We start from the raw sequence: 16,041 nt of genomic DNA, 5'->3' as shown, positions 1-16,041 counted from the left end.
TATCTCTGTCAAATAAAGTTTAGTTCTAAATAAAGACAGGGGGAAAAAATAGTATGAAAATTCGCGATGTTATGACAAGTTCGGTTGATCGGGTTACCCCGGGTACCTCAGTTGTTGATATAGCGCAGCTGATGAAAAAAAATGATGTCGGTTCTGTTCCGGTATGTGAAGGGGATAAATTAATGGGAATCATTACGGATCGAGATATTGTTTTAAAAGTTGTTGCAGTGGGTGGAAATGTAAATAGCATTTCAGCCAAGGGTATCATGAATACAAATGTTATCACTGCGACCGCTGACCAAGATGTTCATGAAGCGGCCGATTTAATGTCCAAGTATCAAATTAGAAGGTTACCGGTCTTGGAACAGGGTAAACTTGTCGGAATATTAGCACTTGGTGACCTGGCCATTGAAAAGATTCATATCAACGAAGCGGGTGATGCTCTCAGTGATATTTCACAGGGAGCACACCACCTAAATTGAAGAGCGAAGGAGTGAGTATAAATGGCTGACTTGCGTGACAAGATCGATTTAGGAACTTGGGGAATGTTTCGAACAGGTTGGTGGGTGCTTCATGTTGTAGGGATCGTTGTTGTCGGTTATATCGGGTATTGGATTGCGAGGATGTAATAACTTATGGGAAAATATTGAATAGATAATAGCGTTGTGATTTCGCAACGCTATTATCTATTTTGTGATAGAATAAATATCAACTAACAACAAAATAAGGGATGTGATCATTTTTGAATTTAGTAATAGGAACACAAGGGCGGGCTGGAACGATAGTTAATTCACAAAATACTGCTAAGGCTATGGGCAGTGGACTCTTAGAGGTCTTCGCGACTCCTGCGATGGTGGCACTTATGGAGCAAGCGGCTGTAAATGCTCTAAATTTACCAGTTGGGCAATCAAGTGTTGGTGTTTCACTAAATATTGAGCATAGTGCAGCGACTCCCTTAGGTGCTAAAGTCTCAGCAACAGCAGAACTCATTGAAATAGACCGACGACGTTTAGTTTTCTCAGTAGAAGTATGTGACGAAGCGGGAAGAGTCGGATCGGGAAAACATGAACGATTTATTGTTGATGTCGAACCTTTTTTTGCTAAGGCTCAGAAACGGAAACAGGGGATGTAAACGTGGAAGACTTTTATACGATAGCTCACGAAACTACTGCAGAACAAATAATTGATAAATCTCGCTTTATTGGGATTGCTGTACCTTTAACAACCCTAGAAGAAATAGAGTTGGCTATGGGTAAGATTCGTGAAGATTATCCAAATGCACGTCATTACGTCTATGCCTATCGATTGCGTGATGGTTTTATAGAGAAGTCTTCCGATGATGGCGAGCCGCAAGGAACAGGTGGACGCCCTGTGCTCGATCTCTTGCAACACAGGAATGTCTGGAATGTTTTATTAGTTGTTGTGAGGTATTTTGGCGGAATACTTCTCGGAACGGGGGGACTTGTTAGGGCTTATGGAGGAACCGCTCGACAAGTTATTTTGGAGACTGAATTAAAAAGATTAACCCTTTATCAGGTATATTCTTTGAACGTTCCTTATGAATGGTATGAGTTCCTAAAGTATCAGTTCGATCAACGTAACTGGGGTATCCAAAACGAAGATTTCCGTGAAATTGTCCAACTTTTTGTTCATGTTCCTAAACAAGAAGCAGAGTTATTTGAAACGTGGATCGACGATTTTACTAGAAAACAAGTGAAGTATGAAGACTTGGAGATTGTTTTGGGATAAGTACAAAGTAAACACAGTTGTTCTGAAAATATTAATAATTATAAAGAGTTAGACTTTGAGAAAGTGAATACAATCACTTTCGTTTTACTTTTTTATCTGATATAATAAATTACATAATACACTATTACTAAACAATATGAGTAAAGGAGGAGTTGTTCATGCTAGCTTGGATATTAGTTCTGATGATAGGTGTATTTCTTGTTTCATGTGCTGTGGTCATTACAACTTCTTGTTATCAACTGGTTAAATTGGTACGTCAAATTCCAGAAAAACGAGGATCTTTGGCTAGGAGTATTGAAGTATAACAATCTATACCCCATACATTATTGTGCGTAGAAAAACACCACTTATGCAATGATAGAGTGGTGTTTTTTTATGTAAGGGGATTAGTTCTCATTTAATGACACTTTGATTGCGCCCCGTTCTTTTGGCTTTGTAAAGCGCTTGGTCTGCCCTAGAAATCAACGATGTGGGGGAATCTTGGGGGTGCCAAAGAGTCGCACCGATACTTACAGTTACGGAAACGTCTTCATTAGTTTGAGGGTAGTGTATCCGGGTGTTTTCGACGACATATCGTATTTTTTCACTGATGAGCAGGATGATCTTTTCCGTGGCTTCAGGAACAAGAATCACAAATTCTTCTCCACCATAACGAGCAATTAGGTCTCCTTCTCTTAAATTGTGATAAAGTTCTCTCACGATCGTTTGGAGTACGGTATCTCCAAATTGATGACCGTAGTGATCATTAAACATTTTGAAATTATCGACATCGAGGATAAGTAAGCCAAAAGTGACCGACCGCTTACGGCGTTGACAAAGTGAGATGTGTTCGCGCAAACGTTTTTGGAAGTAACGATGGTTATACACTCCAGTCAGTCCGTCAGTGATCGATTCTCGCTCAACAATAGTATAGAGAAGAGCATTTTCTAAAGCGGAAGAGGCATGCCCTGCAACGGTCTCTAAAAACTCCATTTGTTCGGATGTGATTTCCGGTTGGCGAAGGGCATGAATATTGATGGTTCCGATTTTGTGCTGCGCATTCTGAAGTGGCAGGCAACAGATCCATTGCCAATCCTGAATACCCTGAGGCGCACGATAATAGGTAACCCCTTGACTCAATACCTGGGAGAGAAAAGACAAATCGAGATGAGGAGGCATTTGAGGGGAGAGTGTTCCCGAATCAAAAACACCAATAACCTCAAAGTCTTGGGTTTTTTCTTTATAAAGGCAGACGCTTGCTTGATTAATACCAATAAGAGAAACAATAGCGCTGATAATATTGGTAGCGATAACTCTCGTATCGAGAGATGCGTTGAGCGCACGCGCAATGTCCAAAAGGACATGCGTTTGTAAGCGAATCTCTTCCAGTTGGCTCTCTAAGATCTCAATTCTTTGCCTTAACTGTGAGAGATCTTCAGGATCCTTTTGTTGATTTCGTGACATGATTTTGCCTCCTAAATCGATGAACAAATTCGGAATCTAACGATTTTCGGTTCCGAGGTAATGTCAGCACAAACTTCTATAATAGTATTCTCTTTCAATTTATATAATCCTTTGCTAATTATTACTTTATACATAAAAAGCTAATTTAATGATATTGGCTGATAAATAAATACTCAAGAAGGAAAAGGAAGACTTCTGTCGAATTCAAAGTAATGATTGTACAGATGAAGGGGGGCCCGTATTCTGGCATATGAAATTACCGTGATTTTGGGAAGTATCCCATTTGTAACAATCTTGACTTGGCGTGCACAAGACTTCGGATTAACTCGAAGGAGCGCATTCTTAATTACCCTCTTTTTATGTGGTGAGGTCATGCTCTTCCCCAGGATTCTTAGATCGGGCTGGATAATTTGGTGGTCATTGTCCATAATTTTTCTAGTTTTTTCGGGTTTGTTCTGGTCAAAAGTACAAAAGACTAAGATTGCGGCTATGGCTGAGACTAAGGACGAAGCAAGTACATCCCAAATATCTATTTGTACTGAGAATTTCAGCAAAGAAGAGATCATTATGCAAGTTCAAATTGAGGAACCAAGAGAAGAAACAAGCACAGAGACCGTCATTGAGGAACCAAGAGAAGAAACAAGCACAGAGACCGTCATTAAAGAACGAAGTGAAGAACCTGACGAAGAGACACTCATCGAGCAATTAATTGAACAGGGATTTAATGCAAAATACTCTGACAACCTTGACCAAGCAGTGAACTTATTTTCTAAGGCATTATCACTTGACCCAATACCTGATTTGGCCTTATATTTAATTATTGATTGTTATTGGCTTTGGAACAATCTAGGGGAGCGCGATTATGCGCAAACTCAGTTGCAGGTATATATTCAAAAGTATTTACCTCAGTTCAATTCTGATCTTCGTCATCAATTCGATGCCTGGATGACCAAAGAAAATCTCCATAGTCTAAAATAATGAGGGGGCAAATTCACTTATGAAGCCAACAAAGGATATTGTCGGATTGCGAATTATCAGTATCTCAGACGGAACTCAAGTGGGAGCAGTTAAGGACATTGTAATAAACCCACAAGGAAAGACTTTAGATTTTATAATCGTGGATCAACCCACAGATTATTTTGGAGCGAAAGTTATTGCCTTCACAGATATATTAGGTATGGGTGAGTTCGCAATTACAATTCCGCATCTTGGAGTGATTCAGGATGTCGCCCAAGCTAAAGAAGCCCAGAATCTATTAAGGCAAGATACTCGTGTTATAGGAACAAAGGTTCTGACGAGAAAAGGCCAACTTATAGGTGAAGTGAAAGAAATCCTTATTGACGAAGAAACAGGTCATATTGCTGCCTGTCTTTTTGAGTCCGATGGGCAGATGCATGAAATTGGAGCAGATCAAGTCATTACGTTGGGTAGAGAGTTGCTAATTGTAGAAAGTGAAACGACGACCTCAAATCTTCGGGATATGCAAGGCGACGAAGAAGATCCTATTGAGGCCATAGATACACCCACGAGTGTTACCGTAGACGTTGATCCTACCGAAGAACCAGAACCAGAACCAGAATCAGGTTTCAATCTTTTTGAGCAACGTCAATTACAATATTTCATAGGAAAAAAGGCGGAGAAAGATATTGTTCTTGACAATGGGGAAGTTTTAAGAGCTGGGGATATCATTACCCCTGCCCATGTCACACTCATTACAAGTAGAAATACATTGATGGAAGTCACTTCGCATTTGCAGAAAAATTAAAGAAAGAATATTGAGACTAAAAGGTTATGAAGAAAACATGGTTCCTCATCTTGATCCTAATATTACAACTAGGAGTTACTCTGGGGTTAGGGACGGTTGTTGCCTATGGAACCGAGCGTGACCGAGCTCCGACAGGTTTGATTGTCTGGGGCCAAGATTTTTCAGGATTGAGTAAAATTCAGGTTACCACTCAATTAAAGAATATGATTCCGAATGCCGTTTCATATAAAGATCATGTTTACCCCTTAAAGACGAATCGTTCAAATGCTGAGATTGATACGTGGCTAGATCAAGTATTTCCTATATCGTCAGGTTCGTGGTTTTCCGATGCAATTCGTAATCTAGCACGTCCTGTTGTAGCCACTTCGTCAAATAGCATTGGGCTAAATAAAGAAGAAATTATTACACAGTTACAAGAATTAAGTCGTCATATTGATCAACCGAAGAGTTTGTCAACGATTGCTTATTCAGAGGGCCGATTGGAAAGGACCTATGGCCAATCAGGGGAAAGATTAGATATCGACGAGACCTGGCTGAAACTTTCGCAAGAACATAAATCGAGACAGGTTGAAGCAGTTGTAGCAGAGGTGCCTGCCCAACCAGGTGTTGCTGATATCATGAAAATCCAGAGTATTTTAGGCGATTATACGACGTATTTTAATGCCCAAGATGTACCACGTACCAAAAACGTGCGTTTAGCTGCAATTTCCTTAAATAATCGTTTGATTCCGCCGGGTCAAGTATTTTCGTTCAACGATGTGGTAGGAGAACGTACTGAGGCTGCAGGGTATTTACCAGCATTCGTTTTTGTTGATCAGGCAGTGGTCAAAGGGGATGGAGGTGGGGTCTGCCAAGACTCGAGTACTCTCTATCAAGTCGTTCGTCAGGCGAACTTAACCATCGAAGAGAAACATACTCATTCTTTACCAGTCTCGTACGTATTAAAGGGTCAAGATGCGACCGTGTCCTACGGTGTGCTTGATTTTCGCTTTCGAAATGACACGCAAGGATACCTATTAATCAGTGCACGTACGGGGTCAAACTGGCTCAGGATTCGACTATTTGGAGCAGCAGACGAAAAGCATCCAGTTCTTCAGACTCCAGATGGTTACCCGAGACATCCAGAAGATTGGAATGTAGACCCTAAGTAGTGTTCCGTCCCTATGTGGCCTTAAAGAATGAAGCGGTAAACTTAGCATGGGGCCTTAAAGAGACTCTCTAATAGGAAGCTTAGTTTTACTTTGTTTCCTGTTAGAGAGTCAATTTTTTTGCCGAAGATTAACTGCAGATGTACCAATTCGATTATAATATTATATATACTGATAAATGAGTTTTGCTGCCACTAGTAAGGACATCGTGATAAAGATGGGCTTGACGAGTTTTGCTCCCCGTTGAATTGCAAGCCTTGTGCCAACGAAGGAGCCTAAAATCATAAATATGGCCATCGGGATGCCATAGGAGAAGAGGATTTTCCCATTCCAGGCAAAGAGCAGCAGTGAGGCAAAATTACTTGTAAAATTCAGTACTTTAGAGTTGGCAGACGCAGCGACAAAGTCAAATCCGAAAACGGTAATAAAAGCGAAGATGAGGAAAGAGCCCGTCCCCGGGCCAAAGAATCCGTCATAAAATCCTAGACTTAGGGCAAAAAGACAACCGATAACAACATTATAAGAATTTAGTCCTTGAAATTTATCCTCCAGCCCTAAGCTTTTATGGGCCATAGTATAAATTCCAACTAATAAAATCAAAATCAGAACCGCTTTGTTTAAAAATACCGAGCTTACACTGAGGACGGCCCAAACACCAAGTGCTGCGCCGATAAACGTAAAGGGTATTTGCCACTTTACCAATGTAAAATGTACCTTCCCGGAGCGAGCGAATGTGATGGAGCTATTGAGGGAGGCCAAGGATGCGGCAAATTTGTTGGTTCCCAAAGCAAGATGCGGGGGCACACCTACCATCAGTAATGCAGGAAGACTAATGAGTCCACCTCCTCCTGCAATCGCGTCGACCGCCGCAGCCAAAAAACCTAGAACACAGATTATGAAAAGATTGAGCATGTTGTTTAATACCTCACTTATGACAATTTGCTTTTTAAAGTATACCCCCTAACAGAGTATTCGTCATTACTTTTGGTTCGGAGACTGTGAAAAAGGCCGAAAATAGTATAGGATAGCAAACATAGGAGACGAATAATAAGATGCTTCAATAGGAAGGAGCAAACCTCTAAGTGCGGCAAGTAAGTGTTAATTCGTTAACGATTGGGGATATTCTAGGTAAAACTATCTTTTCCAGTTCAGGCAGAGTTTTATTGGGCAAAGGGGTTAAACTCACCCCGTTGTACATTGCGAAATTAAAAGACATGGGAATTTCCATTCTCTATATTGAAGATGAACGTTTTAATGATGTTATTGTTGAAGATGTGATCAGTGAAGAACATCGTCGGGAAGCCATGGGTATTCTGGAGAAAAGTATGCGATCTGTAAGGTTAGGTAAAAATCTTGATGGTTTTGAATTAAAAAGGATTATCAATAAAATTGTTGAGGAGATAATGTTCAAGAAGGATATCCTCATGAGCATGATGGAAATGCGTAGTCTGGATAACCAGATGTTTGCTCATTCTGTCAACGTCTGTGTTCTTTCAACAGTTTTGGGAAAGGCCATGTTCTTTGATCATGAAAAGCTGGAGACTTTGGCTATAGGCGCGATGCTCCACGATATTGGTAAGATGCAAATGGATTCCAAACTGTCCAGGGAAACGGCTAATTTAACCCCAGAAGAAGTTGAACTACTCAAAACGCACACGACACTTGGTTTTGAGGATCTTCGAAAACGAAAAGAGTATAGTTTGGTTATTGCTCACATTGCTTTTCAGCACCATGAGCATATGAATGGAACTGGGTATCCTCGGCACCTCAAAGAAGGGGAAATCCACCCCTTCGCACAGATTGTAGCCATTGCAGATCTTTATGATAAATTTACAACAGACCATAGTGATGTCAAGCGAATCATGCCGCATGAAGCATGCGAAATTCTGATGGGTCTAGCTGGGACACTCTATCCGTTAGAAATGGTGCGTCTATTCCTTAAAAATATTGCGGCCTATCCGACAGGAGTGACAGTGCGCCTAAATACCGGCGAAATTGGGGTGGTCGTCGATCAAAATCCAAGCATGCCAGTTCGGCCAATCGTTCGGGTATTTGATGAATCAGAATTTGGGTCAAATGTTGTAAAAGAATATGACATGGTGGAAAAACGAACTATTTTTATCGAGGAAGTTATAGCCTGACCACAGCGGAGGATTTAACATGACCAAGATCAATAACCAAGAATCAAATGCACCCTTGATATTCTCTACTTTACTGGAAACATTTCCAGATGCTCGCTGTGAGCTAGAGTTTCACACCCCGTTTGAACTTTTGATTGCTACAATATTATCTGCCCAATGCACGGATGAGAGGGTAAATATTGTTACGGCTTCCTTGTTTGCTGAAACAAATACCCCAGAAGGAATTATTGCTTTAGGGCAAATAGAACTTGAAAACCAGATTCGCTCCCTTGGCCTGTTCCACAATAAGGCAAAAAATATCTTCGCGGCTTGCCAGGTGCTCATTAAAGACTTCGCAGGACAAGTACCCGAAGATGTTGATCTATTAAGAAAACTTCCCGGTGTAGGGCGAAAAACTGCCAATGTTGTCGTCAGTAATGCTTTTGGTATTCCAGCGTTAGCGGTGGATACGCATGTTTTTCGTGTCGCTCATCGTTTAGGTTTGGCTCATTGCAAAACACCGGAAAAAGTTGAGGAAGAACTGATGCTGATCTTCCCGCGAGAACGATGGACGTTAGTCCACCATCTTCTGATCTTTCATGGTAGACGAATTTGCCATGCTCGGAAACCAAATTGTAAGGAATGTCCTCTCGTAGGTATATGCACCGAAGTACAAACGTGTAATTAATTCGCCTACGGACTTCTTTTTACCCCTTTTTCGTGTTAAGATATATTTCGATATGCGAAGATTTGTTGTATCGTAAGTTTTTTAACAAATGCTCGCCTAATGCAAAACTTTATCTTTTGGCCAGCATCTATTTTAAAAGAGCTTTTACCCATCGAGAGAAGGAATTTAGTAGGCGAGAATAGAATAGGCGATACTATCAGACAATAGAAAGGATTGATTTCTGATGAAATACGTTCGTTTTACCGACCGTGAAGGCGAGATCGGGTATGGGTTTATCGAAGGTGAGAAGGTGCATCGTCTTGACAAGACATTCCTTGATTCGAACTGCAAACCAACTGATACCTGTATGCCCTTGGATGAGCTCATCTTACTTGCCCCTGTAGTGCCGAGCAAAGTAGTTTGCGTCGGACTTAATTATGCCTTGCACATTCAAGAAATGAAACATGAGTTACCGGAAGACCCTGTTATTTTCATGAAGCCAACAACCTCTGTTATAGGTCCGGATGCGCAGATTATTTACCCGAAAATTAGTCAGCGTGTAGATTATGAGGCTGAACTTGCTGTAATTATCGGAAAAACAATTAAAGATGCATCTGATGAAGAAGCGATAAAGGGAATCTTTGGGTATACTTGTGCTAATGACGTAACGGCGAGAGATTTGCAAAAGAAAGATGGTCAATGGACTCGTGGAAAATCATTTGACACGTTTTGCCCTATTGGCCCATGGATCGTAACCGATATCGATCCGAGCCAGTTAGATGTTCAACTATTACTGAATGGCGAGGTTAAACAGTCTTCCAATACACGCTATTTTATGAGTTCAATTCCCAAACTAGTGAGTTTCATCTCTCAAGTCATGACGCTCTATCCTGGGGATGTCGTTTTGACGGGCACGCCAGAAGGGGTTGGCCCGATGCAACTAGGGGATGAGGTTATCGTTAGGATTCAATCGATTGGAGAATTACGCAATACCTTAAAATAAAAGGACGGTATACTTGGGGGTACACGCATGATTCGCATTGGACATAACCCGAATACAAATATGTTACCGATGTTCTATTTTTTGCCAAGAGAGCATCCTTTACTGGAGTCCGTCACCGCTGAACCCACAGGGCATAATGCTATGTTAGCGGACGGACGGATAGACATGGCTCCAATCAGTGCATTTTCGTATGGTGAGCATTGGAGAGATTATGCGATCTTACCAAACCTTTCTGTCTCGACAAGAGGACGAGTAGGGTCGATTCTGTTATTTTCGAAGGTTCCTCTGACGGACTTAAATGGATTGACAGTTGCTTTGACGGACACTTCTGCGACTTCTGTAAATCTGACAAAGATTTTGCTTCATCATTACTACGGAGTAGCTCCCCGTTATCTGACCATGCCGTCTGACCTTCAGAGGATGTTTACCAAGGCAGACGCAGCTCTCCTGATCGCAGATGCTGCCATACAAGCAGCTCTTCAACATCCTGATTGCTACATCTATGATCTGGGCGAAGAATGGTTTCAGCACACGGGCTGCTCCATGACTTATGCTGTTTGGGCTTTTCCCAAACAGCTCATTACTGAGCGTGAGGAAGAACTAAAAATTGTCTATCGTTTGCTTCTTGAAGCTAAATCTAAAGCTCTAGCCAACATGGATGAACTTCTCCAAACGTGTCAAACTATGCTTGGGGGATCGCTGGATTTCTGGAGGGATTATTTTAATCAGTTTAAGTATGATTTAGATTCCACCCTGAGATCGGGCTTAAAGAAATATTTAGATTTGTGTTTTGAGCAGAAGCTGTTGTCAAATCGCCCTATTCTCGAGTATTGGCCTAAGGAGTGAAGTATGGGATATTGGGTGTACGTTGCACGTTGTGGTAATAATACAATCTATACGGGTGCAACGACGGATCTCATACGGAGAGTGCGAGAACATAACAGTGGGTTTTCAGGGGGCCGTGGGGCAAAATATACAGCCTCACATCTTCCCGTGACTTTGGAACAAGCATGGGAAGTCGTTTCTTGGAGCGATGCCCTTCGTTTAGAACATGCTATAAAAAGATGCTCACGAAGGGAAAAGGATCAATTAATCGAGCAAGCGGGACATATTTATCGCCTCGCAGAGCGGCGCAAGTTAGCCTTTCTGATCTCGGAGGTTTCTCAAGAATTATTAAAGGGGAAAAATAATTCAAATATTGGATCCTTTGAGGCATAAAGGATCAATTAGGAAGGATCGTATATGCTGAAAATTGCGTTGGTTGCCCATGATGAGAAAAAGGCTGAAATGATTGAATTCACCCAAACCCATAAATATTTATTGTCCCAATGCCAATTAACTGCCACAGGAACAACAGGCAAGTTAATTAGTCAACATACCGGATTGCCAGTGACTGCGCTTTTGTCGGGCCCGATAGGGGGAGATCAACAGATTGGAAGCTTGGTCGCTACACAACAGTTAGATATGATTATTTTCCTGCGTGATCCCCTAACCGCCCAGGCCCATGAACCAGATATCGCCGCCTTATTGCGTGTCTGTGATGTCCACAATATTCCGTTAGCAACAAATCGGCAAAGCGCGGAAATCCTAATCGCTTATATCAAACTATGTTTGGAGAGGGGGGAAAACAATGCCAATCGTACAAGTTGAGTTATTGGAAGGTCGTACCATTGAACAGAAAAGGGACCTCGTGGAGAAAGTTACGCAAGCTATCGTAGAATCTGTCGGTTCGCCCGCAGAAAATGTAACCGTTATCATTCGTGACATGCCGAAGGAAAATTTGGGTAAAGCCGGAAAACTTGAATGTGACAAATAGTTGTGTGCTTGAAATGGCTATAAAAAAAAGTGCGAAGAGTAACTCCTCTTCGCGCTTTGCTTTATACATCATAGGTACTTCCACCCAAAAATTCTCTTAAAATTGAGTTAAAGGGAAGAGTTGAAATGTCCATAGGATGAAAAAATGATAGCAGGGTTAAGAGATGAACTGCTACTTTATAGTGGGGACATTCAGGAGTAATGGAAATCAATAAATGCTCGGCATAGGGGCGGAGTGCATTAAGTTCATACAAGAGGCTAGAGTTGAACATCACATCGGCTTCTTCTTGATAGGGAAAGATGTTACTATTTTCCCCTCGCCGAACACTCTCCCATTGTGCTAATGTCCGTTCAGGGTCGGTCCCTCGGAATTGATTATCTCTCACGATTCGACGGATGAGCCGAACATCTGTGGTCGAGACCCGATTATAGTCATCTATATTGAGTTGGAAAAGGGCGCTAACATAAATCTTAAACATTTGGTTTCGATCAAGTGAAGGAACCAAACAAGGATTGAGGGCATGAATACCTTCAACAACAAGGATTTCATCTGGACATAGGTGCATGTGTTTACCAACGGGGGACCGCTCACCGCATACAAAATCAAAGATTGGCGTTTCAACGTCCTCTCCTTTAATCAATGCGTTTAAATGAGCAGCGAGTAGTGGTAAATCAAGGGCTTGCAAGGAGTCGAAATCATATTGTCCGTTGGCATCGAGAGGAGTTTCTTCGCGGGAAAGAAAATAGTTGTCGAGAGATAAGGCAACAGGACGAAGACCATTAACACGTAATTGGGTTGAGAGGCGTTGGGCAAAGGTCGTTTTACCAGACGAAGATGGCCCAGATATAAGAATAACACGGACATTGCGTCTCTGCTCAAAGATCCGGTCCGCAATTGAGGATATTTTCTTTTCATGTAAGGCTTCTGCTAAACAGATCAAATCCTGGGAACTCCTAGCTGCGATAATTGCATTAACATCTTGAACTTGGGAAAGATGTAAGTTTTCTAACCACCGTTGAGTTTCAGAAAACGTTGCGGAAAGTTTTTCGGGAGGAACAAAAGGGGAAATCATTTCGGAGTGGTTAGCATTTGGAAAGAGTAGGATAAAACCCGGTGGAAAATGGATCAATTTAAAATATTCCAAGGTTCCCGAACGCTCTAGTGGAGGGTAAATTGTGTTAATAGCGTAATCGTCTATAAGGCAATGATATAAATGATCTTTTCTAGGTTCAGAGAAGATCGCTTGATCAGCGTGAACCCAGTTTTGTAAATGGTCCTCGACATTCTTCACTTCCCTTGCAGAAAGTAACGAGTCATGAAGCTCACAATAAACACCATCAAGGATAGAATGGGCAATTTTAAGTTGTTCGTCAGGAAAAAGCTTTTTAACGACCCCAATAAGTCCAAGAAGCAGACTTTGGCGATATCTTCGTATAGTATAATCTGACATGTATGGTCCACCTTTCAAGTTTTCTAAGCTAATTTACATATTCTACAACATATTCATACTTTCCTCCAATCGTTGTCTATAGAATTTAGACTGTGTATTATGTATCATAGACATAGAATTGTCTCTATAGGGAGGAAATTTGTCTATCATGGCGAATATACAGCGAATAGATTGTAAATAATGAATCAAGTTAATGTCAAGGAGGAAAACGTATTGTACGAAAGCACACGGGGTAACCTTTCGAACCAAAGTGCAGCGCAAGCGATTACATTAGGAATGGTGCCAAGCGGGGGACTTTTTGTTCCTTCGAATTTTCCCATTTTAAATTGGCAAGACCTTCGGGGGTTAACCTATCGTGACGTTGCAAAACGTGTTATGATGCCATATCTACCTGATTTTACTGAAGCCGTCCTTTCTGAAATTGCCGACGTTTATGCAGACGGGACGTTTGATGGGCCTAACCCAGCACCCTTAGTTTCCGTCGGAAGCTTTGGAGTGCTAGAACTTTGGCATGGACCCACGGCTGCGTTTAAAGATATGGCGTTACAACTGTTGCCTGATTTATTGAACGTTAGTCTCAAACAGCTTGATGTTGACACGGAAGTATTGATTCTCGTGGCAACATCTGGGGATACTGGAAAGGCCGCCTTGGAAGGGTTTAAAAACAGAAAAGGTATGCATATCGTTGTCTTTTACCCCGAAGGGGGCGTGAGCCCTGTTCAAGAGCGTCAGATGACGACGACCGAAGGGGTGAATACCTATGTTGTAGCGGTTAAAGGAAATTTTGATCAGTGTCAAACCGCGGTAAAACGTATTTTTGCTTCAGATGCTTTGAAGGCTGAGCTACGGGAGAAGAAGTTGATTTTTTCTTCGGCAAATTCTATCAACTGGGGACGGCTGTTACCTCAAATCGTTTATTATTTCTGGGCCTACTTGCAGGCGGTAGAGCAGGGGAAAGTCACTCCAGGGGGCAAGATGAATGTGGTGGTTCCTACGGGAAATTTTGGGAATTTACTGGCGGCTTATTATGCTAAGCGCATGGGGCTCCCGATTGACTGTATTATCAGTGCCTCAAATAAAAATAATGTCCTGGCAGATTTTTTTGCAACCGGTGCATATCAAAGTCAGCGAGACTTTTTTCAAACGATCTCGCCTTCAATGGATATTTTGATATCGAGTAATTTCGAGCGTTTTCTTTATGAAATGAGTGGGCGGGATGCAAAGAAGATTCAGGCTTGGTACGATTCGAGTAACCAAGGGACGTTTACAGTAGATCCAGTTACCCTGAAACAATGTCAGGATACAGTCTATGCCGGCTGGGCCGATGAAGAAGAAACCCTTGAGACAATTTCCCGAAGTTTTCAAACTTATCAGTATGTCTTTGACCCTCATACAGCAGTAGGAATGAAAGTCTATCAAGACTATCTCTCTGCGACAAACGATCAAACCTTTACTGTGATCGCTTCAACCGCAAGCCCTTTTAAATTTGCGACGAATGTTTTAAAGGGACTTGAGGGAGAGAAACAGAAGAACTGGAAGGACGAATGGGAAGCACTGGATCATCTTAGTCAATTGACAGGGTGGAAAATTCCATCGGGGTTACAAGGGTTAGAAAATAAACTAGCGAAAACGGTTGAGTCGTGCGAGCCAGAAGGGATTTCTCGACTATTGCAAAAAATGTTTTTATAAAACGCAAAAGCGAGAGGATTTATCCTCTCGCTTTAAAATATTGTTTCATCGGGAAGTGCCTTAGGATAGGAACCCAACAGTTTTACGGAAATGTTTGCTTCCTTTAATGCCCATAGGACATCTTGAATGGGGGGAGCAAAAACATAGCCGTCCACGTCCACAAAGAAAACGTACTCTCCCAGTTTTCGTTTTGAGGGTCGTGATTCGATGCGACTTAAATTAATATGACGTTTAGCAAATTCCCCCAAAATGCGGTATAAAGACCCTGGCGTATTTTCTGCGATGACGAGAAGAGATGTTTTATCTTCCCCATCGGACATTTCCGCTAGGCCATGACCGACGAGTATAAAGCGCGTGGCATTCAACGTGACATCTTGGATGCGTTCTTGTAGAATGTGAAGGTTATAGAGGTGAGCAGCTCTACGCGGGCCGATAGCTGCCCAATTTTCCCGGATAGAGGATATTCTGTGGGCAGCCTCAGAGTTGCTCAGACAAGTCACTTGTTGAGCATGGGGAAGGTGTTTCTCCAGGAAATCCCGGCACTGCCCTATTGATTGTTCGTGAGAATAAACCCGTTCGATCTGTTCCAGCGGCATAGGCTCGTGTGCTAAGAGGCATTGGTCAATGGGATGAACAAATTCATGGGTGATAAAGAGATGCTCAGTTTGGCCGAGTGTATCCATAGTCACGCCCACTTGCCCTTCTGTAGAATTTTCTAATGGGACAAAGGCCCAGTCTATTTCCTTATCATCACAGGCAAATAGTAAGCGTGGTATTGTTGGGAATGGAATAAGCTCAGGTGGTGTTGAGTTCAATTCGGAATGATTGGCTAGAAATATGTGAATTGCCTCCTCAGAGAAACTCCCTTTTGGTCCCAAATAGCCCATCTTTTTCATTAAATATTTCCTCCTTTGTATAATAAAAAGGTCTGACTCATCCAATCTAAGGGATGAGTCAGATCCTTACGGTACCATCCTCATGGAGTAATTGAATGCTTTCCTAGTAGATATTATTCCTACTATCATAATACAGATAGACGTTATCGGCAAGTGTCATATTGAGCATAAACTTTACAAAGTTATTACTTGGAATTGCGACCGACAGACTTGCAAAGACGGAAGGAATCTAGTAAAATTAATTTTGGAAGGTTGGGGAACCTTCCAGGGGGTAAGTGGACTAGGTGGATGAAAC

The 16,041-nt window shown here is 41.9% G+C and carries 20 protein-coding genes; 16 read left to right on the top strand and 4 right to left on the bottom strand.

Annotated features, from left to right (window positions below):
- Positions 1 to 53 precede the first annotated feature (53 nt).
- The 5 genes from DSOL_RS02380 to DSOL_RS27805 all read left to right on the top strand — a co-directional run bounded on the left by DSOL_RS02380 (position 54) and on the right by DSOL_RS27805 (position 2,054).
- Positions 54 to 482, top strand: a complete 429-nt coding sequence (locus DSOL_RS02380) for a CBS domain-containing protein (RefSeq protein WP_075363276.1) — start codon at positions 54 to 56, stop codon at positions 480 to 482.
- Between the two features lie 21 nt (positions 483 to 503).
- Positions 504 to 629, top strand: a complete 126-nt coding sequence (locus DSOL_RS29425; RefSeq protein WP_282433519.1) for a hypothetical protein — start codon at positions 504 to 506, stop codon at positions 627 to 629.
- Positions 630 to 742: 113 nt separating this feature from the next.
- Positions 743 to 1,132 carry a thioesterase family protein gene (locus DSOL_RS02375; protein WP_075363275.1) on the top strand — a complete coding sequence of 130 codons (390 nt, stop codon included), beginning with the start codon at positions 743 to 745 and terminating at the stop codon, positions 1,130 to 1,132.
- A 2-nt stretch (positions 1,133 to 1,134) separates the two neighbouring features.
- Positions 1,135 to 1,749: a YigZ family protein gene (locus tag DSOL_RS02370; protein ID WP_075363274.1), complete on the top strand. Its 615-nt coding sequence runs from the start codon at positions 1,135 to 1,137 to the stop codon at positions 1,747 to 1,749.
- 158 nt (positions 1,750 to 1,907) lie between these two features.
- Entirely contained in the window at positions 1,908 to 2,054 is a 147-nt protein-coding gene (locus DSOL_RS27805; RefSeq protein ID WP_170871420.1) for a hypothetical protein, read from the top strand.
- Between the two features lie 88 nt (positions 2,055 to 2,142).
- Here the strand turns inward: DSOL_RS27805 and DSOL_RS02365 are convergent, their stop codons facing one another.
- The gene (locus DSOL_RS02365; protein WP_075363273.1) at positions 2,143 to 3,192 is read right to left on the bottom strand and encodes a GGDEF domain-containing protein; all 1,050 of its coding nucleotides are present in this window, start codon (positions 3,190 to 3,192) and stop codon (positions 2,143 to 2,145) included.
- 489 nt (positions 3,193 to 3,681) lie between these two features.
- On the opposite strand from DSOL_RS02365, the gene DSOL_RS02360 reads away from it, so the two are divergent.
- The 3 genes from DSOL_RS02360 to DSOL_RS02350 are packed head-to-tail and all read left to right on the top strand — an operon-like array spanning position 3,682 to position 6,108.
- A complete protein-coding gene (locus DSOL_RS02360) occupies positions 3,682 to 4,170 on the top strand; it encodes a hypothetical protein (protein ID WP_139314360.1) in 489 nt (162 codons plus the stop codon).
- A 19-nt stretch (positions 4,171 to 4,189) separates the two neighbouring features.
- Positions 4,190 to 4,957, top strand: a complete 768-nt coding sequence (locus DSOL_RS02355; RefSeq protein WP_075363271.1) for a PRC-barrel domain-containing protein — start codon at positions 4,190 to 4,192, stop codon at positions 4,955 to 4,957.
- Between the two features lie 26 nt (positions 4,958 to 4,983).
- Positions 4,984 to 6,108 (top strand): VanW family protein, encoded by a 1,125-nt coding sequence (locus DSOL_RS02350; RefSeq protein ID WP_075363270.1) that lies wholly within the window; start codon positions 4,984 to 4,986, stop codon positions 6,106 to 6,108.
- Positions 6,109 to 6,267: 159 nt separating this feature from the next.
- On the opposite strand, the gene DSOL_RS02345 is transcribed toward DSOL_RS02350, so the two are convergent.
- Positions 6,268 to 7,017, bottom strand: a complete 750-nt coding sequence (locus DSOL_RS02345; RefSeq protein ID WP_075363269.1) for a TSUP family transporter — start codon at positions 7,015 to 7,017, stop codon at positions 6,268 to 6,270.
- A gap of 170 nt (positions 7,018 to 7,187) precedes the next feature.
- Here DSOL_RS02345 and DSOL_RS02340 point away from each other — a divergent pair, with 170 nt between their 5' ends.
- The 7 genes from DSOL_RS02340 to DSOL_RS02310 all read left to right on the top strand — a co-directional run bounded on the left by DSOL_RS02340 (position 7,188) and on the right by DSOL_RS02310 (position 11,711).
- Entirely contained in the window at positions 7,188 to 8,246 is a 1,059-nt protein-coding gene (locus DSOL_RS02340; protein ID WP_075363268.1) for an HD-GYP domain-containing protein, read from the top strand.
- Between the two features lie 19 nt (positions 8,247 to 8,265).
- Positions 8,266 to 8,913: an endonuclease III gene (nth, locus tag DSOL_RS02335; RefSeq protein WP_075363267.1), complete on the top strand. Its 648-nt coding sequence runs from the start codon at positions 8,266 to 8,268 to the stop codon at positions 8,911 to 8,913.
- 223 nt (positions 8,914 to 9,136) lie between these two features.
- On the top strand, positions 9,137 to 9,895 hold the full coding sequence (locus DSOL_RS02330; protein ID WP_075363266.1) for a fumarylacetoacetate hydrolase family protein: 759 nt from the start codon (positions 9,137 to 9,139) through the stop codon (positions 9,893 to 9,895).
- A gap of 27 nt (positions 9,896 to 9,922) precedes the next feature.
- Positions 9,923 to 10,741, top strand: coding sequence for a menaquinone biosynthetic enzyme MqnA/MqnD family protein (locus tag DSOL_RS02325; RefSeq protein WP_075363265.1), 819 nt, complete (start codon positions 9,923 to 9,925; stop codon positions 10,739 to 10,741).
- Between the two features lie 3 nt (positions 10,742 to 10,744).
- The gene (locus tag DSOL_RS02320; protein WP_075363264.1) at positions 10,745 to 11,113 is read left to right on the top strand and encodes a GIY-YIG nuclease family protein; all 369 of its coding nucleotides are present in this window, start codon (positions 10,745 to 10,747) and stop codon (positions 11,111 to 11,113) included.
- Between the two features lie 27 nt (positions 11,114 to 11,140).
- Positions 11,141 to 11,545 carry a methylglyoxal synthase gene (locus tag DSOL_RS02315; protein ID WP_139314365.1) on the top strand — a complete coding sequence of 135 codons (405 nt, stop codon included), beginning with the start codon at positions 11,141 to 11,143 and terminating at the stop codon, positions 11,543 to 11,545.
- Positions 11,526 to 11,711, top strand: coding sequence for a 4-oxalocrotonate tautomerase (locus DSOL_RS02310; protein ID WP_075363262.1), 186 nt, complete (start codon positions 11,526 to 11,528; stop codon positions 11,709 to 11,711). Before DSOL_RS02315 ends, DSOL_RS02310 begins: the two co-directional genes overlap by 20 nt.
- A 61-nt stretch (positions 11,712 to 11,772) precedes the next feature.
- Here the strand turns inward: DSOL_RS02310 and DSOL_RS02305 are convergent, their stop codons facing one another.
- Complete coding sequence (locus tag DSOL_RS02305; protein ID WP_075363261.1) at positions 11,773 to 13,161, bottom strand: uridine kinase family protein; 1,389 nt, start codon at positions 13,159 to 13,161, stop codon at positions 11,773 to 11,775.
- 213 nt (positions 13,162 to 13,374) lie between these two features.
- Between DSOL_RS02305 and thrC the strand changes: the two genes are divergently transcribed.
- Entirely contained in the window at positions 13,375 to 14,850 is a 1,476-nt protein-coding gene (thrC, locus tag DSOL_RS02300) for a threonine synthase (protein WP_075363260.1), read from the top strand.
- A 32-nt stretch (positions 14,851 to 14,882) separates the two neighbouring features.
- Here thrC and pheA read toward each other — a convergent pair whose 3' ends face one another.
- Positions 14,883 to 15,746, bottom strand: a complete 864-nt coding sequence (pheA, locus tag DSOL_RS02295; protein ID WP_075363259.1) for a prephenate dehydratase — start codon at positions 15,744 to 15,746, stop codon at positions 14,883 to 14,885.
- Between the last annotated feature and the right edge of the window lie 295 nt (positions 15,747 to 16,041).

This window comes from Desulfosporosinus metallidurans (assembly GCF_001936615.1).
Taxonomy (GTDB): domain Bacteria; phylum Bacillota; class Desulfitobacteriia; order Desulfitobacteriales; family Desulfitobacteriaceae; genus Desulfosporosinus; species Desulfosporosinus metallidurans.
Note: the sequence above shows the minus strand (reverse complement) of the source record. Positions and strands in the feature narration are given on the sequence as shown.

What these genes read in the sequence shown, in the direction of transcription:
- DSOL_RS02320 (WP_075363264.1), top strand. Translation starts at nt 10,745, where the DNA reads ATGGGATATTGGGTGTACGTTGCACGTTGTGGTAATAATACAATCTAT.
- DSOL_RS02365 (WP_075363273.1), bottom strand. Translation starts at nt 3,192, where the DNA reads ATGTCACGAAATCAACAAAAGGATCCTGAAGATCTCTCACAGTTAAGG.
- DSOL_RS02345 (WP_075363269.1), bottom strand. Translation starts at nt 7,017, where the DNA reads ATGCTCAATCTTTTCATAATCTGTGTTCTAGGTTTTTTGGCTGCGGCG.
- DSOL_RS02355 (WP_075363271.1), top strand. Translation starts at nt 4,190, where the DNA reads ATGAAGCCAACAAAGGATATTGTCGGATTGCGAATTATCAGTATCTCA.
- DSOL_RS02380 (WP_075363276.1), top strand. Translation starts at nt 54, where the DNA reads ATGAAAATTCGCGATGTTATGACAAGTTCGGTTGATCGGGTTACCCCG.
- DSOL_RS29425 (WP_282433519.1), top strand. Translation starts at nt 504, where the DNA reads ATGGCTGACTTGCGTGACAAGATCGATTTAGGAACTTGGGGAATGTTT.
- DSOL_RS02310 (WP_075363262.1), top strand. Translation starts at nt 11,526, where the DNA reads ATGCCAATCGTACAAGTTGAGTTATTGGAAGGTCGTACCATTGAACAG.
- DSOL_RS27805 (WP_170871420.1), top strand. Translation starts at nt 1,908, where the DNA reads ATGCTAGCTTGGATATTAGTTCTGATGATAGGTGTATTTCTTGTTTCA.
- DSOL_RS02325 (WP_075363265.1), top strand. Translation starts at nt 9,923, where the DNA reads ATGATTCGCATTGGACATAACCCGAATACAAATATGTTACCGATGTTC.
- DSOL_RS02350 (WP_075363270.1), top strand. Translation starts at nt 4,984, where the DNA reads ATGAAGAAAACATGGTTCCTCATCTTGATCCTAATATTACAACTAGGA.
- DSOL_RS02330 (WP_075363266.1), top strand. Translation starts at nt 9,137, where the DNA reads ATGAAATACGTTCGTTTTACCGACCGTGAAGGCGAGATCGGGTATGGG.
- DSOL_RS02305 (WP_075363261.1), bottom strand. Translation starts at nt 13,161, where the DNA reads ATGTCAGATTATACTATACGAAGATATCGCCAAAGTCTGCTTCTTGGA.
- pheA (WP_075363259.1), bottom strand. Translation starts at nt 15,746, where the DNA reads ATGAAAAAGATGGGCTATTTGGGACCAAAAGGGAGTTTCTCTGAGGAG.
- nth (WP_075363267.1), top strand. Translation starts at nt 8,266, where the DNA reads ATGACCAAGATCAATAACCAAGAATCAAATGCACCCTTGATATTCTCT.
- DSOL_RS02360 (WP_139314360.1), top strand. Translation starts at nt 3,682, where the DNA reads ATGGCTGAGACTAAGGACGAAGCAAGTACATCCCAAATATCTATTTGT.